The following is a 21,514-nucleotide window of genomic DNA, read 5'->3' as shown; positions in this document are numbered from 1 at the left end:
GTATGGCAACTTTAGCGGTGGATGCGGTATCTGTTGGCTATAATGAAGGTTTAATTATTGATGGGTTAACAGTTGAAATTCCGGAAGGGAAAATTACAACAATTATTGGACCAAATGGTTGTGGGAAGTCCACATTATTAAAAACGGCGTCTCGTATTTTGAAGGCAAAGCAAGGTACTGTTTATCTTGACGGAAAAGCAATTGAGAAACAGCCAACGAAAGAAATTGCAAAGAAAATGGCGATTTTACCACAAACTGCAGAAGTGCCAACGGGTCTTACTGTATTTGAGCTTGTGTCATATGGAAGATTCCCTCATCAAAAAGGGTTTGGCACGTTGAAAGAAGAGGATTATCGCTACATTAACTGGGCACTTGAAGTGACAGGAATGAAAGAATTTGCGAATCGTCCAGCAGAAGCGCTATCAGGCGGTCAACGTCAACGTGTTTGGATTGCAATGGCTCTTGCACAAGGAACAGAATTACTTGTATTGGATGAACCAACGACGTACTTAGATATGGCTCATCAATTAGAAGTATTAAACTTATTGAAAAAGTTAAATGAAGAAGAAGGTAGAACGATTGTTATGGTTATCCATGACTTAAATCACGCTTCTCGTTTCTCAGATCATATGATTGCATTAAAAGCAGGTAAGTTAATGAAACAAGGAACGCCAGATGAAGTTATGACAAGTGAAACACTTCGTAACGTATTTGAGATTGAAGCTCAAATCGTTCCATGTCCAGTAAACTGTAAGCCAATTTGTTTAACATATGATTTAGCGATGATTAGTAATCAATTGCGTAAAAAAGCATAAGTAGAACCCCCTCGTGAAGAGGGGGACTTCTAATGGACGTTGAGCTTCTTATATAAGAATGGGAAGTTGAACGCCCGTTAGAATGGGTTATTAACAACAATTAATAAATATATATTAATTAATTGTTATCTTTGTTTCTTATAGTTCGTTGTAACTTATAAGATAAATACAGCTAGAAGGAGTGGGAACATGAAGAATTTTAAAATGGCACTATTAGCAATGGTACTAGTTGTGACTTCTGTACTATTTGCAGCTTGTTCTAACAAAGAAGAAGAAAAGAAAGCAGATGCAAAGACTGAAGAGCGCACTGTAAAACATGCAAAAGGGGAAATTAAAATTCCTGCAAACCCAAAGAAAATTGCTGACCTTAGTGGTTCAACAGAAGAATTATTAATTTTCGGTATGAAACCGGTTATTACTGCTAATACATCTCAAGAAAAAATTGATGCACATATTGAAAAGAAACTAAAAGACGTTAAACCAGTTGGTTCTGCTTGGGGCGATAAAATTAACATCGAAGCAGTAGCTGCTGCAAAACCAGATTTAATTCTTGTAAATAATCGTCAAGAAAAGATTTATGATCAATTATCTAAAATTGCACCAACAGTTATGTTAAATACTCCATTAGATCAATGGCGTCCAAAATTTGAAGAAGTAGGTCAAATCTTCGGTAAAGAAAAAGAAACAAAAGAATGGTTCAAAAAGTATGATGAAAAAGCAAGCAAATTACATGACAAAATCGTTGCTAAAACTGGTGAAGCAACATTTATGAAAATGGCTGCATATCCAAATGCTTTCCGCGTATACGGTGACTACGGTTACGGTAGCGTAATCTTTAATGATTTAAAACTACCAGCAGTTAAAGGTACACCAACTGATAAACCGTTAGTACAAGTACAAAAAGAAGCTTTAATCGATTACAACCCAGATTACTTATTCGTGTTTACAACTGGTGACGGTTCTCAGCGCTTGAAAGAATTCCAAGAAGAATCAATTTGGAAAAACATGAACGCTGTTAAAAACAACCACGTATTTACAATTAAAAATGAAGACTTAAACAAAGGTTACTTCCCACTTGGGAAAGATATGATCTTAGACGAAGTTGCTGAATTCGTTTTAGGTAAATAATGTATAAAGGAAATCACTTTTACTTCGGTAAAGGTGATTTTTTCTTTTTATAAAGGGAATTAATACAGTCTTTCATTTCTTTCTGTTTCTCATTTCGTTTATAATATAAAGTAAGAATGTAGTAAAGAAAGGGGGATGTCGGAAAGTGGTATATTTAAACGACAAACTCAGCGAAACAAAAGTGTTTAAAGACCCAGTACATAAATATGTGCACGTGCGTGATCGTGTTATTTGGGATTTAATCGGAACGAAAGAATTTCAACGCTTGCGCCGTATTAAGCAGCTTGGAACGACATTTTTTACATTTCACGGTGCAGAGCATAGTCGCTTTACTCATTCGTTAGGTGTATACGAAATTATTCGTCGTATGATTGATGATGTGTTTGATGGCAGACCAAATTGGAATGCTGAAGATAGATTGTTATGTTTATGTGCGGCATTACTTCATGATGTCGGCCACGGCCCATTTTCTCACTCGTTTGAAAAAGTATTTTCATTAGATCATGAGAAATTTACGCAAAAGATTATCGTTGGCGATACGGAGATTAATGATGTATTAAGTCGTGTTGATAAGGAGTTTCCACAAAAGGTAGCAGATGTAATTGCAAAAACGTCTACTAATAAATTAGCGATTAGTATGATTTCGAGTCAAATTGATGCGGATCGTATGGATTATTTATTAAGAGATGCTTATTTTACAGGCGTAAAGTACGGAAACTTCGATATGGAACGTATACTGCGTGTAATGCGTCCGTATGGGAATCAAGTAGTCATTAAAAATAGTGGTATGCATGCTGTTGAGCATTACATTATGAGTCGTTATCAAATGTATTGGCAAGTATATTTCCACCCGGTAACGCGAAGTGCAGAAGTTATTTTAACGAAGATTTTACACCGTGCGAAATCACTGCACGAGAAGTATTATACATTTAAAAATCATCCTGTTCATTTCTATTCTTTATTTGAAGAAGAAGTAACAGTAGAGGATTATTTAAAGTTAGACGAGAACGTTATGTATTACTACTTCCAAGTATGGCAGGAAGAAGAAGATCCAATTTTAAGCGATTTATGTCGCCGTTTTATGAATCGAAATCTATTTAAATATGTAGAGTTTACAGATAAACACGGTTTAGATAATTGGATGGAATTAAGTAGTTTATTTAAAAAGATTGGACTTGATCCGGAGTATTATTTAGTAGTTGATTCAACATCAGACTTACCGTATGACTTTTATCGTGCAGGAGAAGAAGAAGAGCGTCTACCAATCCTACTTCTTATGCCAAACGGAGAGCTTAGAGAGCTTTCACGTGAGTCGGATATTGTTGAGGCGATTACAGGTAAGAAAAGAACGGATCAAAAGCTATTCTATCCACATGATTTAATCTATGAAGATGGAAGAAAAGGAAAATATAAAGAGAGAATTATTGAGTTGTTAGAAGGAAAGAAATAAGAAGCAGCTAATGGCTGCTTCTTATGAAAAAACTTGAAATTATTTGTCGCTTAAGCGTTTTCCGCCAACTGCATAATGGTTTTTAGACATTTCTTCGATGAAAACAACGATGTTTTCTTCAGGAGCACCAGTTGTTTCGCTTACTGCTGCTGTTACTTTCTCAGCAAGAGCTTTCTTTTGTTCTTCTGTGCGTCCTTCTAGCATTTTCACTGTTACGTATGGCATGTACAATCGCTCCTTTTATGTAAGTTACACTCTTATTATAGCGGATTATGGGGAAGAACAATCGAAAAAACAAATAATTTCTTTTTTTGACATATGGAAGAGGAGATGAAGTATGGATCAGTTATTTAGATATCCATTGCACGAAATTCCGTTAGTAGCAATGGCAATTATTATTGCACTATCCGTTCATGAATTTGCACATGCATATGTTGCATATAAATTTGGGGACGATACAGCAAAGAGACAAGGGCGTTTAACGTTATCACCGATGGCCCATTTAGACCCTATCGGTTTGATTGCAGTATTAATTCTTGGATTCGGTTGGGCAAGACCAGTTCCTGTTAACCCATATAACTTTAAAAGACCGCGTCTGGCAGGTATATTAGTTTCAATTGCAGGGCCGATTAGTAACTTAATTTTAAGTGCAATTGGTTTAATTATTTGGTATAGCTTATTAAAATTTGGTGTATTATACTCAATTCCATCTGCAGTGGCAGATACGTTAGCTCAATTTTTCCAGATTTTTATTATGCTGAATATCGTTTTACTTGTATTTAACTTATTACCAATCCCGCCACTTGATGGATATCGAGTTGTGGAAGATTTAGCGCCAGCAAATATTCGCGCGAAAATGACACAGTATGAAAAATACGGGGCAATTGCGTTATTAATTCTCGTTATTACACCGCTTAGTAATTATACAATTCAACCTATTTTTCAGGTAGTTATTCCGCATGTATTTGTATTTTTAGATAGCATCATTGCGCCTATTTTTGGCCTTTTATAATTTTTAAGTGAGGAGGATTTTACATATGACAGAGAAAAAGAAAAAAATCGGTTTTAATATCGTGAAAAATGATTCAACAGATGGACATGGTGGATTTGGTGTTGGGGCATTAAGCTTAGAAAACATTTCACCTGTATTTGTTGATGTACTAGAGAAGACTGCATTCGTTGATATCGGTGCGATGCATGCGCGTAGTACAGTAGAAAAAGGTATTAAGTTTTTAACAAATAAAGATGAAGTTCCAAATGGAAAACCATTTTGGCTTGTTTGGGTAACAATTGAAAGAACTGCGACAGGTGCGTATTACGCAGGTGTAACAGCTTGTGAAATGACAGTTGACCGTGAGATTCGCCGCGGATATAAATCACTTCCAGAACACGTAAATAAAATGGATAAATCATTGAAGCGTCACATTATGGTTGACCATATGGATGAATCATCTAAAAAGGTACTTGGTACGTTCTTGAAAGAACATAATGAAGCGATTTGGAACGAATCTAGTGAAGAATTGCGCCGTGCATTATTAAGTGAATAAAAAATAGCTGACGGGTGCCCGTCAGCTATTTTTTTTACCAAGGAAGATATTTTTTCCACCAACTTGTTTTTTTCTTTTCTTCAGTCGTTTTTTCAAATTCTTCTTTATCATCGACGTGATCCATACAATATTCAGTCGGTTCGGTACCTTTAGCGAAATACATTTTCACAGAAATAGGACAATTTTTTGTAGCAATTTTACCGTTCTCTGGATTGATATTAACCGCTACGACGTCACTTGGTTGTTTAAATTCTTTTTTAGGCTGTCCATCTAAGCCTTTCTCCATCGTATCAGTCCATATTTTCTTCGCATATCCTTGTTCTGCTACGTTTGAAATAGATTTAGGTTGATCATATCCGACCCATACACCTGTTACGATTTGCGGAGTAAATCCGATCATCCAACTATCCGTTTCAGTAGAACCAGATTTGCCGGCATATGTTCTTGATAATTTTGATAACATCGATTGGCCAGTTACAGCAGCATAACTGCTTAGTTTCTTATTAAACATACCAGTCATCATTTCTTCCATTACAAACGCTTTGCTCTTGTCGAGAACTTGTTTACTCTCTAAATGAGCATCGTATAATATATTTCCTTCATGATCCATAATGCGGCGAATGAAAGTAGGTTTTACTTCTTTTCCACCGTTTGCGAACATGCTATAAGCGTTAACCATTTCAATTGGTTTTACTGGTGATGTACCGAGAGCTAGAGAAGGCACATCTTTTAATGCACTTGTAATTCCAAATTGTTTCGCTGTTTTTGCAAGCGCGTCATCTCCTAAAAACAAATTCGTTTTCACAGCATATATGTTATCAGAGACTGCGAGAGCTTGTGCCATCGTTACGAAATCATCGGCATAATAATCTTTATAGTTCTTCGGTTTATACTTTGAAACGCCGTCACCTAAGGTGAATACAGTATATTCGCTTTTTAAGCGCGTAGCAGGCGTGAATCCTCGTTCTAATGCCGCATAATATAGAAATGGCTTAAATGTAGAACCAGGCTGACGAATGGCCTGTGTAGCCCTGTTAAATTGACTCGTAGTATAATCGGTTCCGCCAACAAGAGCAGCCACTTCACCTGTCGTTGGATTCATAGAGACGAGAGCAGTTTGTATGTTTGTTGTGTCAGGTATATGATCCTTTACAGCTTGTTCTGCTACAGCTTGTAGTTTAGGGTCTAGCGTTGTATAAATTCGTAAGCCACCTCGTTGTAAAGCTTGTTCGTCTAATCCGACATCACGAAGAAGCGAAGCTTGTACAGCATCTTGGAAATATGGTGCGACCTCTGCTACTTTTTTCGTATCTAATGAGGCAAAAGTTAGTGTTTCTTTCTTCGCTAAGGCTGCTTGTTGCTTCGTAATATATCCTTGCTTTACCATTTCATCTAATATGAGAGCTTGTCGTCCTTTAGCACGATCCTCTTTCAAAAAGGGAGAATAGACACTTGGCCCTTTCGGGATACCTGCCAGCATACTAGCTTCTGCTAATGTTAACTCTTTTGCCGTTTTATCGAAATATAGACGGGACGCAGCTTCGATGCCATAAGCGCCATGTCCGTAATAAATTGTATTTAAATATCCTTCTAAAATATGATTTTTATTATAGTTTACTTCAAGGCGGATAGTGTACATTGCCTCTAACAATTTTCGTTTCCACGTTTTATCATGATCTAAATACAGATTACGCGCGTATTGTTGTGTAATTGTACTAGCTCCTTGTACCTTTGCCATCGCTTTTAAATCAGCAACAATTGCACCTGCAATCCGTTTCAAATCGAAGCCGTGATGTTTATAAAATCTTTGATCTTCAATAGAAAGGGTCGCTTCTTTTACATAAGGTGAAATTTCATTAAGAGAGACATTGTAACGTTTTTGAATTTCGTTACTTTGTCCAATAACAGTATCATCGTTTGCGTAAAAGACGCTTGTTTGCGGGACCGCAACAGGAGGAGGTCCCATAATTTTTGCAACTATAATAATAACAAAAAAAGAAAAAACGAAGAAAAGGACGCACGAAAACATTGCGGTGAAGAAAAGACGTTTATATTTTTTAAGTTTTGGATTCATAGTTTGATCCATCTTTTTTCAGCCCCTCATTAATACAAGCGTTATTGTATTAGTATTGAGGGTTTTCGTTTATTTTAAACAATGAAATTTCGAAAATAAAAAAGCCCTTTCCATTAAGAAAGGAGCTCAAAGGCACGTGCTGGCCAATCGGTAATGATGACATCTACACCATAATCAATCATAGTTTGTAAATCTTTGTATTCATTAATTGTATATGGATGGAAAACATATCCTTGCTCTTGTGCTAACTGCACAAATTCTTTCGTTAATAACTGGAAGTTTGGATGTAATCCACTTGCTTCTCTATGTTTTGCTTCGGAAATTGGATCAGCAAGTGGTGTATCATATAAAATTGCTCTTGGGATTTCAGGAGCAATTTCTGCTAATAATGAAACAGAGTCATGGTTAAATGATGAAAATACAATTTGATTAGAAAGATGATATTCACGCACAAGTGCAACAGCTTTTTCCTCAATATTTGGGTAATGAATAACATCTGTCTTTAATTCAATATTTAGTTGTAAGTTCGTTGTGGAAAGCCAAATGAAAACCTCACGCAACGTTGGGATTTTTGCTTCATGGAAAGAAGGGTCTTTATAGCTACCAGCGTCCAATAATTGTAGTTCCTCTACCGTTTTTTCAGAAACAGGTCCAACGCCATTTGTTGTACGATCGACGGTTTCATCGTGAATTACGACAAGTTCACCATCTTTTGATAAGTGGACATCGAGTTCAATTCCGTGAGCACCAATGCGTTCTGCTTCTTGGAAGGCAATCATCGTATTTTCGGGATGTGTTCCTTTTACTCCGCGGTGAGCGAAAATAAGTGGTTTACTCATGTGAAATTCTCCTTATTATCTCTTTTCTTTTATTATGAAACTGCTTTAGGGAAAATACAATTGAATATGACAAATATTTACAAAAGTCTAACAGTTGCAGAAAAGTTAACGTTAACGTAAAATGTAATAATCAAGTGAAGGGAGGAATAAACATGTATAAAATTGATGAAGTAACAAAGCAAGTCGGTTTAACAAAACGTACACTTCGTTATTATGAGGAAATTGGTTTAATTCATCCCCCAGAACGTAGTGAGGGAAATATCCGTCTGTATACGGATGAGGATATTGCCAGAATTAAAAGAATTGTAGAAGCGAAAGAAGTGCTAGGAATCACACTTCAAGAAATGCAGCATTTCTTATCACTAAAAGAAAGAATGGAGCAAAGAAGAAATAGCGAAAACCCTCGTGATCGTGAAGTGATTCAAGAAATTAAAGATATGCTTGAAAAACAAGTGCAAACGTTAGACGAAAAAATGGAGCAAATGCAACGTGTAAAGGCAGAACTAGAAGATAGTTTACATCGTGCAGTAACATTTTTAGAGAGCACAAAAGGAGAGTAATCAAAATGGAGAGCAAACAAAAACTAGGGAGATTGATTACAGTGGTGGCTACCTTCCTTGCCTTTTCGGGTATAGGAGTAGTCGACCCAATTTTGCCGATTATTGCAGAGAAAATTGGTGCATCGCATTGGCAAGTTGAAATGTTATTTACCGCTTATATTTTAACGATGGCAATTATGATGTTACCAGCTGGTATATTTGCATCGAGATTTGGTGATAAACGGATGATGACAATTGGTCTTGCGATTGTGACTGTATTTGCGTTTATATGTGGTATGTCGCAAACGATTGCTCAATTATCTCTTTTCCGCGCTGGATGGGGATTAGGGAATGCGATGTTCTTCGCGACGGCGATGACTTTATTGATTGCATTAAGTAAAGAAGTTCATGAAGCAGTAGGATTATACGAAGCAGCTATCGGCTTAGGTATGGCTGGCGGACCGTTATTAGGCGGGATATTAGGTGGTCATTCTTGGCGTTATCCGTTTTTCGCGACGAGTATTTTAATTTTCTTAGCATTTATTTTAGTATTCTTTTTTGTAAAAGAACCAGAACGAAAAGTGAAGCGTAAGGCTGCTGGCGTAGGGGAATTACTTAACCTGGTGAAGTATAAACCATTTATGCAAGGTGCCATTTCAGGGATGCTATACTACTACGGATTTTTTGTCGTGTTAGCATATTCACCACTTATTATGCATTTATCAGCTATTCAATTAGGCTTTGTATTTTGCGGATGGGGACTCGCGTTAGCTTACGGTTCTGCAATTTTAGCACATAAGCTAGAAGGAAAATATGAACCAAAAACATTATTGAAGGGTAGTTTACTCATGCCCATCAACTTAAGAATGGATACAAAATTAACTTTTCTTCATTTGAACTAAAGTCTCCCCAAATGGGGGCAAGTTATTAAAAATAAGCACACGAAATAAACCCTAACGGGTTTCATTTTTTTCTTATGCAGCTTTCTTTTGTTTGCTATATCCACTATACTCATAGATAACACCCATGATATCAAAGACTGTTTTCTTCTCATATCGATGAGATTTCCGTCCGTTTTTCTCTAGAAGGTGGAACAGGCGGGTTAGAAGCTTTGTTATCTCTTGGGTGTTTTCTATGGCTTGATAGAGGAGAAATAGATGATCTTGAATCATTCCAATTGCTTTATATTCACTTAATTCCTTTTGTTTNGCTCACGATATGTTTCGACCAATTTTTTTATGCACTTTTTCGAGAAGACTTGTGTCATTCTCCTCTACTTTCCGCCAAATTTGATAGTAGGAATACACGGTTTTCCAGTTTGGAAAGTCACTTGGTAGATGGCGCCATTGGCAGCCTGCTGTGAGCAGGTACAGTACGCCACAGAATACTTCGTATAAATCTACTGTGCGTGGGCGCGTCGTTTTCCGTGCATTTTCTAAATCCTCTCGAATCACTTCAAACTGTTCACGAGTAATATTACTTGTATAATTGTGTATCATGGAAAACATCCTTTTTACATAGATTATACCAAAGATTTCAGACAGGTTCTTATAGTTGCTTAAGAAAGAATAACGTTTTTTTGTACTTGGGGGTAGTAAAAAGTCTTAAGTTGATGGGCATGGGTAGTTTACTCGTATTTGCGATTTTCTTAATTGCACTATTCTTTGTGAAAATTATGTGGTTACAAATTACTCTTATCGTTTTATCAGGGTTGGCATCTGGCTTAAACAATGCATTATATACAAGTTATGTAATGGATATTTCACCTTATGAAAGATCTGTTACGTCAGGTGTTTATAACTTTGTTCGTTGGTTAGGTGGTGCGATTGCTCCGATTTTATCAGGAATTATCGGTCATACTGTTTCACCACAAAGTCCGTTTTTAGTAGGTGGAATTGTTGTGTTAGTTGGTTGTATTATGATCCTAATTCCAATTCGTAAACCATTAGAAATAGAGACAAAAACCCTTTCTTAAGAAAGGGTTTTCTTTCCTTTTACGGTGCAAACCCTTTCCACACATATGTTAGAACCCTCTGACTAAAATATATTTTCGGTATTTTTGTACTTTTAACTATACATTTTGGATGTTTTGTTTTATTTTTGTTAGGGGACATTAATGATGTCCCTATTATAAATTTGCATTGAAAGGCGTGATTGTACGATGGAACTATGGTTCACTGAGAAACAAACAAAACATTTTGGGATTACGGCGCGTATTAACCGCACATTACATACGGAGCAAACAGAATTCCAAAAACTTGATATGGTCGAAACGGAAGAGTTCGGAAACATGCTTATTTTAGATGGCATGGTTATGACAACAGAAAAAGATGAGTTCGTTTATCACGAAATGGTAGCACACGTACCTTTATTTACACATCCAAACCCTGAAAACGTATTAGTTGTTGGTGGCGGTGATGGTGGTGTTATTCGTGAAGTGTTAAAACACCCAAGTGTAAAGAAAGCAACTCTTGTTGAAATCGATGGAAAAGTAATTGAGTACTCTAAACAATACTTACCATCAATTGCAGGCGCATTAGATAATGAGCGTGTAGAAGTAAAAGTAGGAGACGGTTTCCTACATATCGCAGAAAGCGAAAATGAATACGATGTAATTATGGTAGATTCTACTGAGCCAGTAGGACCAGCGGTAAACCTATTTACAAAAGGCTTCTACGCTGGAATTTCAAAAGCGTTAAAAGAAGATGGTATTTTCGTTGCACAAACGGACAACCCTTGGTTTACACCAGAACTAATTACAACTGTGTTTAAAGACGTAAAAGAGATCTTCCCAATCACTCGTTTATACACAGCAAACATTCCAACTTACCCAAGTGGTCTTTGGACGTTCACAATTGGATCTAAAAAACATGATCCATTAGAAGTAAGTGAAGAGCGTTTCCACGAAATCGAAACGAAATACTACACAAAAGAATTACACAATGCAGCATTCGCATTACCGAAATTTGTTGGCGATTTAATTAAGTAAGAGAATTGTATCAAACAAATAAAGTGTAAGTAGCTCATTTAAGGTGTTTGTCCAGAAGACTTGAACATGCTAGCTACTTACACTTCTGTAGAGAAAATCGTCTTCTTGTTGTTAAAAAGAAGACCCGGTAAATCGAGAAAGAGGAGCAATTCGCTCCAAATTTGAGAAATAGTGAAAGGTTGGGATACCTTAAGTTCCACATAAGGAGGAAAAGAATATGCGTTTTGATGAAGCTTATTCAGGTAAAGTATTTATTAAAAGTCATCCAAGTTTTGAAGAGTCAAAGGTAGTTATTTATGGGATGCCTATGGATTGGACAGTAAGTTACCGTCCGGGATCTCGTTTTGGCCCTGCACGTATTCGTGAAGTATCAATCGGTCTTGAAGAATATAGCCCGTATTTAGATCGTGAACTAGAAGAGGTAAAATATTTTGATGCGGGTGATATCCCATTACCATTCGGAAACGCACAACGCAGCTTAGACATGATTGAAGAGTATGTATCAAAACTTTTAGATGCCGATAAGTTTCCACTAGGTCTCGGCGGTGAGCACCTAGTGTCTTGGCCAATTTTTAAGGCAATGGCAAAAAAATATCCGGATTTAGCAATCATCCACATGGATGCTCATACTGATTTACGTGAATCGTATGAAGGGGAGCCTTTATCCCACTCTACACCAATTCGTAAAGTGTGTGATTTAATTGGTCCGGAAAACGTATATTCTTTCGGAATTCGTTCTGGAATGAAGGAAGAATTTGAATGGGCGAAAGAAGTAGGTATGAACTTATACAAATTTGACGTATTAGAACCGTTAAAAGAAGTATTACCGAAACTTGCTGGCCGCCCAGTCTATGTCACAATCGACATTGATGTATTAGACCCAGCTCACGCTCCAGGAACAGGAACGTTAGAAGCTGGTGGTATCACATCTAAAGAATTATTAGATTCCATCGTAGCAATTGCAAATTCAAATATAAATGTAGTTGGAGCAGACTTGGTAGAAGTAGCTCCAGTCTACGACCATAGTGATCAAACACCAGTCGCAGCAAGCAAATTCGTGCGGGAAATGCTGCTCGGTTGGGTGAAGTAAAAGCGGAATCGGCTCGCCCAGAATGTGAGGGGGATGGAGCTTCAGACATAGAGGCGTTTTTTGCCTCGAAGGAAGAAGCGAAGCCACCGATCATTCTAGCCGATGCAGCTAGATAAAATAAAAGTGAAGCCGACTGTTTAGGCCTAGTGGCTAAGGTTCTTTCCTGCAAAAGGCGCTTTTTGCCTCGAAGGAAGAAGCGAAGCCACCGATTATTCTAGCCGCTGCAGCTAGATAAAGTAAGAGCCCTCTATATGATTAGAGGGCTCTTATTTTGTCGTTATGTGCCGGTAAGTCGATATATTAAAAAAATCGCTGATATAATTCGAGTTGCGCCGATATATTAAAAAAACCGCCGATATAATTTCATTTGCCGTTACGCGATACAAAAAAGAGCTATTCCTAAACGATGGGAATAGCTCTTTTTCTTATGCAACCTTCTCTTCCGAAGTAACTCCGCGAATTTCATCAGCAGAGCGGATCGGATATTTACGGAACACAATAGATCCGATGTATCCGACAATAGTGGTAACGATTCCACATAATATAGCAGCAATTGTTACTTTTACAACGTCATTAAATCCGAATAAGACAAGAAGTCCTGGGATTGGTGATGCTGTTCCTGGTGCATTATTAACGAGCTGGAACAGAGAGGTAATAATACCAGCAAGTGCACCGCCAACGAAGTTTGTCGCATAAATTGGAATCGGATTTGCTGAAACAACATCGGCTTGTGTTAAAGGCTCGATTGCTACAGCAATTGTATCTTTCTTTGAACAAATTTTTAATCGTTTAAAGAAAATAAAGTTCATTGGGGCTGAAGCTGCTACAGCCAGACTACCAATTGCCATTGGTAAACCTGTTAATCCAAGCATTGCAGTTAGTGCCATAGAACTCAGTGGAGAGGTAGAAATAACTGTTATTAATCCACCAAGCATAATACCCATAATGATAGGACTTTCTGTAGTTGCAACTGAAATCATAGAACCGATTTTACCAAGTGTGGCGTTAACGAGCGGATCCATAAGCATTGCCATTCCGCGTGAGATTGGTGCAGCGATAAATAGGATTGCTAAAAATTCCACACCAGTTGGTAATTTCTTTTCGAGAAATTTCACGACGAAGGCACAAACGTATCCAGCGAAAAATCCTGGTAAAATACCGAATCCACTAGTAGCGATACCAATTAAAACAGCATATACGGGGGAAACACCGATTGCTAATGCGACTAAAATCGCTGCTGCGACACCGCTCATACTACCGGAAGCTTCTCCTACTGATTGTAAAAAGTCATTATGAAACATTTCTCCACCTATATAACGGTGAAATGCTTCAATAAGAAAACTTGCAATTGCTGCATTAGCTAAAGCACCCATCGCCTTCATTCCGTAAGGCGCACGGTAACTGAAAAGTGTAAATAGACAAAGTACAACAAGTAATAGTGCTAAACCTTGCAAGATAGCCATTTGAAAACTGTCTCCTTTGATTTTTGTAATAAAAATTCGTATCATTCAATAATAATATAAAAGTGTATGAAACGGAAAAATTTTTTCTTGGGAACTGGCTGTAAGAAAAAATCCCTTACAATAATGTAAGGAAAGTGTAAGAACCTGTCTAGAATCTTTTCAATAAAATTGCCACACCTGCCAATAAGCAACTTTGTCTACTGTTTTCAAGTGTTCGTTCACAGTTTTTCCACAGTCTGCGGTAATTTTCCAACCAAGCAAAAGTTCGCTCTACGATCCAGCGTTTGGGTAACACAACAAACTTGTGAAGTTCCGAGCGTTTGATAATTTCAACTGAACAATGAATCGTTTCTTTTATCGATTGTGCAAATGATGGGCCCGTATATCCACCATCACAAAGTATATTTGTCACTTTGTCCAATGATTTTTTATGCTTTTCACACATTTGGATAGCACCTTCTCGATCTGTTATATTCGCAGTTGTTACTTCAATCGCATGAATGAGACCATTGGTGTCTACAGCGATATGTCGTTTGATTCCTGATACTTTCTTTCCCGCATCGTAGCCTTTTTCACTCGCTATCCATGTGTTTTTTACACTTTGTGCATCTACGATGCAGAAGCTTGTCTGTTTTTTTCGCCCCTCTTGTTCACGATAGGTTTCGATCAATTTTTTTATGCACTTTTTCAAGAAGACTTATGCCATTCTCGTCTACTTTCCGCCAAATCTGGTAGTAGGAATAGACGGTTTTCCAGTTTGGAAAGTCCCTTGGCAGATTACGCCATTGACAACCTGTCGTAAGCAAATATAGTACACCGCAGAATACCTCGTACAAATCAACTGTGCGTGGGCGCGTCGTTTTCCGTGCATTTTCTAAATCTTCACGAATCAGTTCAAACTGTTTACGAGTAATATTACTGGTATAATCATGTATCATTAGGAAACATCCTTTTTTGTATAGATTATATCATAGATTTCAGACAGGTTCTAAGACTTTTAGATAGAGTATAGTATGCTCTTTTCCGTATAATACAAGTATAGATATAATACTAGCGAGAAAGAAGTGCAAACAGGAGGTTCATGTATGAAATTGGTAATTAAAGTTTTAGCTGTATTCGCCATTATTCTAGGTGGAACAGCGTATTATTTGAACACAAAAACAGAAGGTGTACATGCTTTTGTAGACAACTTCTTTTCAAATAAAGAAATACAAGATTATTATGCGGTTATAGATAAAGGTGAGAAAAAAGACGGAGAATACTTGTATACTTTTAAAGGGTATACAGAAGATGGAAAGTTACAGGTTATTAAAAGAATGATGAACCGTGAATTGCATACGGGGGCGTTTATAAAAATTTATGCAAAAGGTATGCAAGGAAAAGGATGGGCTGAAATCCCGAAAGAATCCATTCCGCAAAAAGCGTTGGAAAAAATAGAAAAACCATAAAAGGAGCGACTCATTCGCTCCTTTTTTAGTACGTTAAAATAGTGATAGATGTCTTCTCTTTGTGAGAAATAATTTTTGCACGTCCACCAATTGGAAAAGTGAAAATCGGGGTTGTATGCCCGAAACTTGCGTTTGCAATGATAGGGATATGTGCAAGTTCAGGTTTTGAAGCAATCATTTCTTGAATGTCTTCTATCGTACATTCTGCACCTTTTTGCATCTTTCCTATAACGATTCCCTTTATGTATTCAAAACCTTGCTGCTGCATAAGGGAATGTAAATAACGATCAAAAGTTTTAAGAGTAGATGTTCCAGTTAAACTATCTTCTTCAATAAATAAAATTTTCTCCTTTAAATTTGGCATATATGGTGTACCTTGCAGTAAGTTAAATGTGCTCATATTGCCACCGATAATATCTCCCGTAGCTTCTCCTTCTTGAATTGAAACATATCCTTCATTTTTAATAAATTCTCGATTTTCCTGATCTATATACCAAGAATCATCGCTCCATGTTTCAGATGGAAGGACTTCAATAGGCTCATTAGAAGTTAAGCACTTTAAAAAGTAATCGGTTGTATACCCGAGCCCTTTCTCCATTCCAAACGAAGAGAAATGGGGTCCTGAATATGTAACAAGCCCTGTTTTTGCGTAAATTGCATTATTTAAGGCAGTAATATCAGAATAACCACAGAAAAATTTCGGGTTTTCACGAATTAAATCATAATCGAGATGTTTCAATAAACCATTTGAGTTGTATCCGCCAAGTGTAGTCAAAATAGCTTTTACATTAGGGTCTCGAAATGCTTCATGGAGGTCTTGAATGCGGGAAGAAATAGAGGAGGAAGCAAATCGATCTATCTCATCAGCATATTTTGAGAATGTAACTTGAAAGCCCATGTCAGTTAATCTTTTTATAGCAAGTTTTCTATTTTCATTTGAAACAATACTTAAACTACACGATGGTGAAATCACTCGTATTTCAGCACCCTTTTTTAACTTTGTTGGTATCACTACATTCACCTCTTTAATTGAAAGAATATTTAGATTTAAAAAATATTTTATCATATGAAATAAAGTAGAAGTGAATTATTTTTTGAAATGGAGTTTTCCTGATTTTTCAGCAGACAGACAGAGTCTTTTTTTGATATGATAGGAAAAGTGATTTATTATAAGTAGTATTTAATATCTATAACATTTGAAAGGTGTGCAAGACGTGGAGAAACAACTTGCAGGCTTGCCGGTACACGTTCATTTCGTAACAGAAATCCGTGAAGGGGCGAGGAAGGAAACCGTTGCTTTTGAAGCAAATGGTCAATACTATGTAAAAGGTCAAGGTACATATGTAACATTCCAGGAGCCGAACGAACAAGGCGAAGTGAAAACAATTATTAAAATTCAAGATGAACAAGTTCTCATTATGCGTTCAGGTGCTGTTTCTATGCGTCAGACGCATGTGAAAGGTGAATGGACAACTGGTACGTATACGAGTGAACTTGGTACGTTTGCATTGCAAACAAAGACTGATAACGTTCTTTTTAAATGGTCGGATGAAAAGAAAAAAGGACAACTCTTCTTAACGTACGCATTGCTTCTAAGTGAACAAGAAGCTGGCAGATATACTATTACAATTAATTTGAAGGAGGCAAAATAATGAATTCCTTAGAACAGGTAAAAGGATTGATTAAAGAAGAAATTCAGGCTGCTGTATTAAAGGCAGAATTAGCGACAGAAGAACAAATTCCAAACGTTGTATTAGAATCTCCAAAAGATAAAACAAATGGTGACTTCTCTACAAATATGGCAATGCAACTTGCACGCATTGCGAAAAAAGCACCTCGTATGATTGCAGAAGAACTAGTTGCAAACTTCGATAAAGCAAAAGCTTCTATTGAAAAAATCGAAATCGCTGGTCCTGGTTTTATTAACTTCTATATGGATAATAGCTACTTAACAGATTTAATTCCAACAATCGTAAGCGCTGGTGAAGCTTACGGTGAAACGAATACTGGTAAAGGTGAAAAAGTACAAGTTGAGTTCGTATCTGCGAATCCAACAGGTGACCTTCACTTAGGACATGCACGCGGTGCGGCAGTAGGTGACACTTTATGTAACCTATTAGCAAAAGCAGGATACGATGTATCTCGTGAGTACTACATTAATGACGCTGGTAACCAAATTCATAACTTAGCTCTTTCTGTTGAAGCTCGTTACATGCAAGCTTTAGGCTTAGAAAAAGAAATGCCAGAAGACGGATACCATGGTGCGGATATCATTGGAATTGGTAAACGTTTAGCAGAAGAATTCGGTGATCGTTATGCGAAAGCTGATGAAAAAGAAAGCTATGAATTCTACCGTGAGTACGGTTTAAAATATGAATTAGCAAAACTTCAAAAAGACTTAGAAAGCTTCCGCGTTAAATTTGATGTATGGTTCTCAGAAACATCATTATACAAAAACGGGAAAATTGATCAAGCACTTGCTGTATTAAAAGAGCGCGATGAGATCTTTGAAGAAGACGGTGCAACTTGGTTCCGTTCAATGACTTACGGTGACGATAAAAACCGTGTATTAATTAAAAATGATGGTTCTTACACATACTTAACGCCAGATATCGCGTATCATCGTGATAAATTAGAGCGTGGTTTCGATAAGTTAATTAACATTTGGGGTGCTGACCATCACGGTTATATTCCACGTATGAAAGCTGCTATTCAAGCACTTGGTTACGATAAAGACACGCTTGAAGTAGAAATCATCCAAATGGTACAACTATACCAAAATGGTGAAAAAATGAAGATGAGTAAGCGTACGGGTAAAGCAGTTACACTTCGTGAGCTTATGGAAGAAGTAGGCGTGGACGCAATGCGTTACTTCTTCGCAATGCGTAGCGGTGACTCTCATTTAGACTTCGATATGGACTTAGCTGTATCAAAATCTAATGAAAACCCAGTATACTATGCACAATACGCTCACGCTCGCGTATGCAGCATCCTTCGCCAAGGTGAAGAATTAGGATTAGCTACAGGCGGAGATGTGAACTACAAACTTGTTACTTCTGAAAAAGAAGTAGAGTTACTGAAAAAACTTGGTGAATTCCCAGCGGTAGTTGCGGATGCAGCACAAAAACGTCTACCACACCGTATTACAAACTATGCATTTGAATTAGCAGCAACATTACACAGCTTCTACAATGCAGAAAAAGTATTAAACCAAGATAATTTAGAATTAAGTAAAGCTCGTTACGAGTTAATGAAAGCAGTACGCACTACACTTCAAAATGCATTAGCAATCGTAGGAGTATCTGCACCAGAAAAAATGTAATAAAGAAAAGCGGAAGCGGCTCGTTTAGAATAGGAGGGGGATGGAGCTCCTGACAAAGAGGTGTACTTTGCCTCGGAGGAAGGCGCGAAGCCACCGAGTATTCTAGCTGCTGGAGCTAGACAATTAAGAAAAGCGGAGCCGACTGTTTAGTCCCGAAGGCTAAGGTTCTTTCCCACAGAAGATGCATTTTATCTTCTAGTGGGGAAGGTTCTTAGACAGAAGGGGCTAGGAGGCAGAGCTGGACATAAAGAAAAGCGGAAGCGGACTTTCGTTTTTAAATAAAAGGCAATCACACGATGTTGTGATTGCCTTTTTATGTGGAGATAATAAAAAAATAAAATTTTATCAAACAAAAAGGGAATTTGCGTCGTCTTATATAAATGACAGGAGGCTTATGATGGAAGAAAAGGTAGAAGAATTAATTGATATATATATAAGAAGCAAATATATTCCTTATGCTATAAGTTAGCGAAAACGAAAGAAGATGCGGAAGATATTTTTCAAGAGACGTGGATAAAGGTTTTTTCATCAAGGCACCAACTTTCTTATGTGGATAAAGGAGTTAAAGGAAATCTGTGAATCGAAAAAAGGTAGTTTTACAGTTACTTTAAAAGCAAATGAAGAGTATGTATTGAATATAAGTGGATTAAAAGTGAAAGATGGATTCGTAAAAGTGAATTGGCAAGAGAAATAAAAGGGGCCCTATAAAGGACCTCTTTTTTATTGAATAGTATAAGTAACAGAAAAACTAACAGGACTATAGTAAACGTAAGGTGCATGAAATTGAACATACATATTTCCATCTGTTTTTGCAGTGAAAATTCGGCCGTAACCATCAGAATAACGTCCAATTAGGTTATGATTTGAGTCATAAACACTGTAACTAGGAGTTTTGCTGTTAGGATGAATTGTTAGTTCTTGTCCTTTTTGAAGGAAAATAGGTTCTTGTTCAGAACTACCTCCAGTTTGCAAAGAATAAAATTTTGTAAAGCTTTGTTCTTGAGCGGCAGCAGCGACTTTTGTTTCAGGAATAAACGCAGTAGCTCCAGTAATTCCTGCTAAAGTTAATGCACCTGCTAAAATCATTTTTTTCATAATAGAAAAAGCCTCCTTATTAGTTGTAATCGGTGTTGTTACAGTTAATATTGTATACGATAATGGGTAGGATAAAATATGCTTTTATGCATATATATTTTTTCTCAATAAAAGACCACTGATAAAATCAGTGGTCTTTTAAATGATTAAGCAGCTTTCTGTTCAGTTTGAGGAACAGGTTTTTGAAGCGAGTTATAAACTCCTGTTCCGATAACGTCTAATGCCATTCTCATTCGTTCAGGTGAAATGTTTTCTAATACGTTATCTTGAGGTGTATGGTATACCTTCTCAATATGATAGATTAATGGATTCCAACTATCCACACCCATCCAAATGAATAGAGCAGCAGGAATACCAGCTTCAGCAAATGGAACATGATCACTAGAACCGAATTTACCTTGTAGGACGAGGTCATTATTTAGTTGTTTACCTGCTTGCAAGGCAGCGTCTGTTACAAAGTTTGTAGAGCCATCAGGTGTCATAGCGTATAAATTCTTTGCTTTATCATAATTTGTTGCAACCATGTCGGCGTTAAAGACACCTAAAATACGGTCGCGTTCTTTTTGGGATAGACTATTCACGTAATAATCCGAACCAAGTAATCCAGTCTCTTCAGAACCAAAGGTAATAAAGCGAATTTCTTTATCAGTTTCTACATTTTGAAAAGCACGAGCTAGTTCTAATACTAATCCAGTTCCAGAAGCATTATCATTTGCGCCAGGTGCTCCGACAACACTATCATAGTGCGAGCTTACAACGACTGCTTTTTCATTACCTGTACTCTTTTTTGGTTTCTTTTTGGCGATAACATTTAGAGATGTTAATTTAGATTCATGTCTCGCTTTTAGGGAAAGAATTGTTGTCCCTTTTTTAGCGATTTCTTCTTTAAATGCATTTCCTTGCGCATAAGCAAGACCAAAGACAGGGATAGATTGCTTTTTCGTTAGGCGGGGATTGAAGGTTTGTCCATAATTTCCGCGTCCGCCAATTAAACTGTATAAAAGAACACCTTTTGCACCTTTGCTAACAGCATTTTCAACTTGTTTATTATAGTCTGTAACTGTCGTTCCTCTTTCAAATAAAACAATTTTACCGTTTACTTCATTTGGAATATCTTCTAATTTTGTCCCACCTTGAACAAAGATAAGGGGAGCTGTAACAGCTTCTGTAGAAATGAGTGCATTAGGAGCAGCACCAGCTTGCCAATTACGTTTTGTTGATAGTGGTGATTCAATGAATCCAACGTATTGATCGGGCACCTGAAATGGTTGATATTCTACGTCATAGCCCATTGATTTAAGCTGCATACCAATGTAACGAGAAGCCCATTCTTCGGATTTTGTTCCACCGGGGCGAGGACCAATTGTTTCAGATAAGAAACGAACATGTTCAATCGCGCGGTTTGGATCAATCTGTTTTGTAATAGATGGAGTTTGTGTAACCTCTGACATGGAATCCGCTTTTGCTTGCCCAATTGGAGCTAAGCTAACAGCGAGTGATACAGCAAGCAAAGAGCTTACTATTTTTTGTTTCAATGATTTTCTCATTTTTTCCTCTCCTATTCTTCTATTCTCTCTGACTGACAAAAGAAGACGGATAATGACTTTATTTTACCTTTGCACCTTTTATTTTTCAATATTCAGACATTGAGAAATAAAAACGATATATGCATATTTGCATATTTTTGAGGGAGATATGTATGCTATCATTTTAAA

General features: G+C 37.1%; 19 protein-coding genes and 6 pseudogenes. 15 read left to right on the top strand and 10 right to left on the bottom strand.

Annotated features, from left to right (window positions below):
• Positions 1-2 precede the first annotated feature (2 nt).
• The 3 genes from V6946_RS28790 (at position 3) to V6946_RS28780 (ending at position 3,393) form a co-directional block, all read left to right on the top strand.
• Positions 3-815, top strand: coding sequence for an ABC transporter ATP-binding protein (locus V6946_RS28790; RefSeq protein WP_000212068.1), 813 nt, complete (start codon positions 3-5; stop codon positions 813-815).
• A gap of 189 nt (positions 816-1,004) precedes the next feature.
• Positions 1,005-1,943: an ABC transporter substrate-binding protein gene (locus V6946_RS28785; RefSeq protein WP_000787724.1), complete on the top strand. Its 939-nt coding sequence runs from the start codon at positions 1,005-1,007 to the stop codon at positions 1,941-1,943.
• 145 nt (positions 1,944-2,088) lie between these two features.
• Positions 2,089-3,393, top strand: a complete 1,305-nt coding sequence (locus V6946_RS28780) for an HD domain-containing protein (protein WP_000262730.1) — start codon at positions 2,089-2,091, stop codon at positions 3,391-3,393.
• Between the two features lie 39 nt (positions 3,394-3,432).
• Here the strand turns inward: V6946_RS28780 and V6946_RS28775 are convergent, their stop codons facing one another.
• Entirely contained in the window at positions 3,433-3,618 is a 186-nt protein-coding gene (locus V6946_RS28775) for a 2-hydroxymuconate tautomerase (RefSeq protein WP_001147171.1), read from the bottom strand.
• 112 nt (positions 3,619-3,730) lie between these two features.
• Here V6946_RS28775 and V6946_RS28770 point away from each other — a divergent pair, with 112 nt between their 5' ends.
• The gene (locus V6946_RS28770; RefSeq protein ID WP_000372445.1) at positions 3,731-4,405 is read left to right on the top strand and encodes a site-2 protease family protein; all 675 of its coding nucleotides are present in this window, start codon (positions 3,731-3,733) and stop codon (positions 4,403-4,405) included.
• A 25-nt stretch (positions 4,406-4,430) separates the two neighbouring features.
• A complete protein-coding gene (locus tag V6946_RS28765; protein ID WP_000136678.1) occupies positions 4,431-4,940 on the top strand; it encodes a YwhD family protein in 510 nt (169 codons plus the stop codon).
• Between the two features lie 34 nt (positions 4,941-4,974).
• Here V6946_RS28765 and V6946_RS28760 read toward each other — a convergent pair whose 3' ends face one another.
• Entirely contained in the window at positions 4,975-7,026 is a 2,052-nt protein-coding gene (locus tag V6946_RS28760) for a transglycosylase domain-containing protein (protein WP_006922007.1), read from the bottom strand.
• A 101-nt stretch (positions 7,027-7,127) separates the two neighbouring features.
• Entirely contained in the window at positions 7,128-7,853 is a 726-nt protein-coding gene (locus V6946_RS28755; protein WP_366981949.1) for a glycerophosphodiester phosphodiesterase, read from the bottom strand.
• A gap of 152 nt (positions 7,854-8,005) precedes the next feature.
• On the opposite strand from V6946_RS28755, the gene V6946_RS28750 reads away from it, so the two are divergent.
• The gene (locus V6946_RS28750; protein ID WP_000276560.1) at positions 8,006-8,413 is read left to right on the top strand and encodes a MerR family transcriptional regulator; all 408 of its coding nucleotides are present in this window, start codon (positions 8,006-8,008) and stop codon (positions 8,411-8,413) included.
• A gap of 5 nt (positions 8,414-8,418) precedes the next feature.
• A pseudogene (locus V6946_RS28745) lies at positions 8,419-9,243 on the top strand (MFS transporter); the annotation flags it as partial.
• 123 nt (positions 9,244-9,366) lie between these two features.
• Here the strand turns inward: V6946_RS28745 and V6946_RS28740 are convergent.
• Together V6946_RS28740 and V6946_RS28735 are read right to left on the bottom strand one after the other, a co-directional pair.
• Positions 9,367-9,600 (bottom strand): annotated as a pseudogene (locus V6946_RS28740) (IS4 family transposase); the annotation flags it as partial.
• Positions 9,601-9,621: 21 nt separating this feature from the next.
• A pseudogene (locus V6946_RS28735) lies at positions 9,622-9,891 on the bottom strand (transposase); the annotation flags it as partial.
• A gap of 107 nt (positions 9,892-9,998) precedes the next feature.
• Here V6946_RS28735 and V6946_RS28730 point away from each other — a divergent pair.
• From V6946_RS28730 to speB, 3 genes and pseudogenes are all read left to right on the top strand, one after another.
• A pseudogene (locus V6946_RS28730) lies at positions 9,999-10,367 on the top strand (MFS transporter); the annotation flags it as partial.
• 186 nt (positions 10,368-10,553) lie between these two features.
• A complete protein-coding gene (speE, locus tag V6946_RS28725; RefSeq protein ID WP_000424696.1) occupies positions 10,554-11,381 on the top strand; it encodes a polyamine aminopropyltransferase in 828 nt (275 codons plus the stop codon).
• A gap of 217 nt (positions 11,382-11,598) precedes the next feature.
• Positions 11,599-12,471, top strand: coding sequence for an agmatinase (speB, locus tag V6946_RS28720; RefSeq protein WP_001209831.1), 873 nt, complete (start codon positions 11,599-11,601; stop codon positions 12,469-12,471).
• Positions 12,472-12,896: 425 nt separating this feature from the next.
• Here speB and V6946_RS28715 read toward each other — a convergent pair whose 3' ends face one another.
• Entirely contained in the window at positions 12,897-13,934 is a 1,038-nt protein-coding gene (locus tag V6946_RS28715; RefSeq protein ID WP_366981950.1) for a PTS sugar transporter subunit IIC, read from the bottom strand.
• Between the two features lie 148 nt (positions 13,935-14,082).
• Positions 14,083-14,872 (bottom strand): IS5 family transposase gene (locus V6946_RS28710; protein WP_372584424.1). Its coding sequence is split into 2 segments (ribosomal slippage): positions 14,083-14,613 and positions 14,615-14,872, totalling 789 coding nucleotides; the frame shifts between segments, so codons are not numbered across the junction.
• Between the two features lie 147 nt (positions 14,873-15,019).
• Between V6946_RS28710 and V6946_RS28705 the strand changes: the two genes are divergently transcribed.
• Entirely contained in the window at positions 15,020-15,382 is a 363-nt protein-coding gene (locus tag V6946_RS28705) for a YxeA family protein (RefSeq protein ID WP_000779921.1), read from the top strand.
• Between the two features lie 25 nt (positions 15,383-15,407).
• Here V6946_RS28705 and V6946_RS28700 read toward each other — a convergent pair whose 3' ends face one another.
• Complete coding sequence (locus tag V6946_RS28700; protein ID WP_006922030.1) at positions 15,408-16,394, bottom strand: S66 peptidase family protein; 987 nt, start codon at positions 16,392-16,394, stop codon at positions 15,408-15,410.
• Positions 16,395-16,596: 202 nt separating this feature from the next.
• On the opposite strand from V6946_RS28700, the gene V6946_RS28695 reads away from it, so the two are divergent.
• The 4 genes and pseudogenes from V6946_RS28695 to V6946_RS28680 form a co-directional block, all read left to right on the top strand.
• Positions 16,597-17,034 (top strand): DUF1934 domain-containing protein, encoded by a 438-nt coding sequence (locus V6946_RS28695; protein WP_000414867.1) that lies wholly within the window; start codon positions 16,597-16,599, stop codon positions 17,032-17,034.
• Entirely contained in the window at positions 17,034-18,704 is a 1,671-nt protein-coding gene (argS, locus tag V6946_RS28690; protein ID WP_366982122.1) for an arginine--tRNA ligase, read from the top strand. The genes V6946_RS28695 and argS overlap by 1 nt, the downstream gene beginning before the upstream one ends.
• Before the next feature lie 334 nt (positions 18,705-19,038).
• Positions 19,039-19,259 (top strand): annotated as a pseudogene (locus V6946_RS28685) (sigma factor); the annotation flags it as partial.
• Positions 19,258-19,398 (top strand): annotated as a pseudogene (locus tag V6946_RS28680) (anti-sigma factor); the annotation flags it as partial. The pseudogenes V6946_RS28685 and V6946_RS28680, both read left to right, overlap by 2 nt.
• A gap of 26 nt (positions 19,399-19,424) precedes the next feature.
• On the opposite strand, the gene V6946_RS28675 reads toward V6946_RS28680, so the two are convergent.
• Together V6946_RS28675 and V6946_RS28670 are read right to left on the bottom strand one after the other, a co-directional pair.
• Positions 19,425-19,799: a hypothetical protein gene (locus tag V6946_RS28675; RefSeq protein WP_000738221.1), complete on the bottom strand. Its 375-nt coding sequence runs from the start codon at positions 19,797-19,799 to the stop codon at positions 19,425-19,427.
• Between the two features lie 146 nt (positions 19,800-19,945).
• Positions 19,946-21,346 (bottom strand): M28 family metallopeptidase, encoded by a 1,401-nt coding sequence (locus V6946_RS28670; RefSeq protein WP_366982125.1) that lies wholly within the window; start codon positions 21,344-21,346, stop codon positions 19,946-19,948.
• Positions 21,347-21,514: the final 168 nt, after the last annotated feature.

This window comes from Bacillus sp. PPSBB_2 (assembly GCF_045291115.1).
Lineage (GTDB): Bacteria > Bacillota > Bacilli > Bacillales > Bacillaceae_G > Bacillus_A > Bacillus_A cereus.
The sequence above is the reverse complement of the archived record's forward strand: the minus strand, read 5'-3'. Positions and strand labels throughout refer to the sequence as shown.

Bases quoted from the DNA above. Each gene is read 5' to 3' on its own strand.
- V6946_RS28790 (WP_000212068.1), top strand. From the start codon at position 3: ATGGCAACTTTAGCGGTGGATGCGGTATCTGTTGGCTATAATGAAGGT.
- V6946_RS28785 (WP_000787724.1), top strand. From the start codon at position 1,005: ATGAAGAATTTTAAAATGGCACTATTAGCAATGGTACTAGTTGTGACT.
- V6946_RS28775 (WP_001147171.1), bottom strand. From the start codon at position 3,618: ATGCCATACGTAACAGTGAAAATGCTAGAAGGACGCACAGAAGAACAA.
- V6946_RS28770 (WP_000372445.1), top strand. From the start codon at position 3,731: ATGGATCAGTTATTTAGATATCCATTGCACGAAATTCCGTTAGTAGCA.
- V6946_RS28765 (WP_000136678.1), top strand. From the start codon at position 4,431: ATGACAGAGAAAAAGAAAAAAATCGGTTTTAATATCGTGAAAAATGAT.
- V6946_RS28760 (WP_006922007.1), bottom strand. From the start codon at position 7,026: ATGGATCAAACTATGAATCCAAAACTTAAAAAATATAAACGTCTTTTC.
- V6946_RS28755 (WP_366981949.1), bottom strand. From the start codon at position 7,853: ATGAGTAAACCACTTATTTTCGCTCACCGCGGAGTAAAAGGAACACAT.
- V6946_RS28750 (WP_000276560.1), top strand. From the start codon at position 8,006: ATGTATAAAATTGATGAAGTAACAAAGCAAGTCGGTTTAACAAAACGT.
- speE (WP_000424696.1), top strand. From the start codon at position 10,554: ATGGAACTATGGTTCACTGAGAAACAAACAAAACATTTTGGGATTACG.
- speB (WP_001209831.1), top strand. From the start codon at position 11,599: ATGCGTTTTGATGAAGCTTATTCAGGTAAAGTATTTATTAAAAGTCAT.
- V6946_RS28715 (WP_366981950.1), bottom strand. From the start codon at position 13,934: ATGGCTATCTTGCAAGGTTTAGCACTATTACTTGTTGTACTTTGTCTA.
- V6946_RS28705 (WP_000779921.1), top strand. From the start codon at position 15,020: ATGAAATTGGTAATTAAAGTTTTAGCTGTATTCGCCATTATTCTAGGT.
- argS (WP_366982122.1), top strand. From the start codon at position 17,034: ATGAATTCCTTAGAACAGGTAAAAGGATTGATTAAAGAAGAAATTCAG.
- V6946_RS28675 (WP_000738221.1), bottom strand. From the start codon at position 19,799: ATGAAAAAAATGATTTTAGCAGGTGCATTAACTTTAGCAGGAATTACT.
- V6946_RS28670 (WP_366982125.1), bottom strand. From the start codon at position 21,346: ATGAGAAAATCATTGAAACAAAAAATAGTAAGCTCTTTGCTTGCTGTA.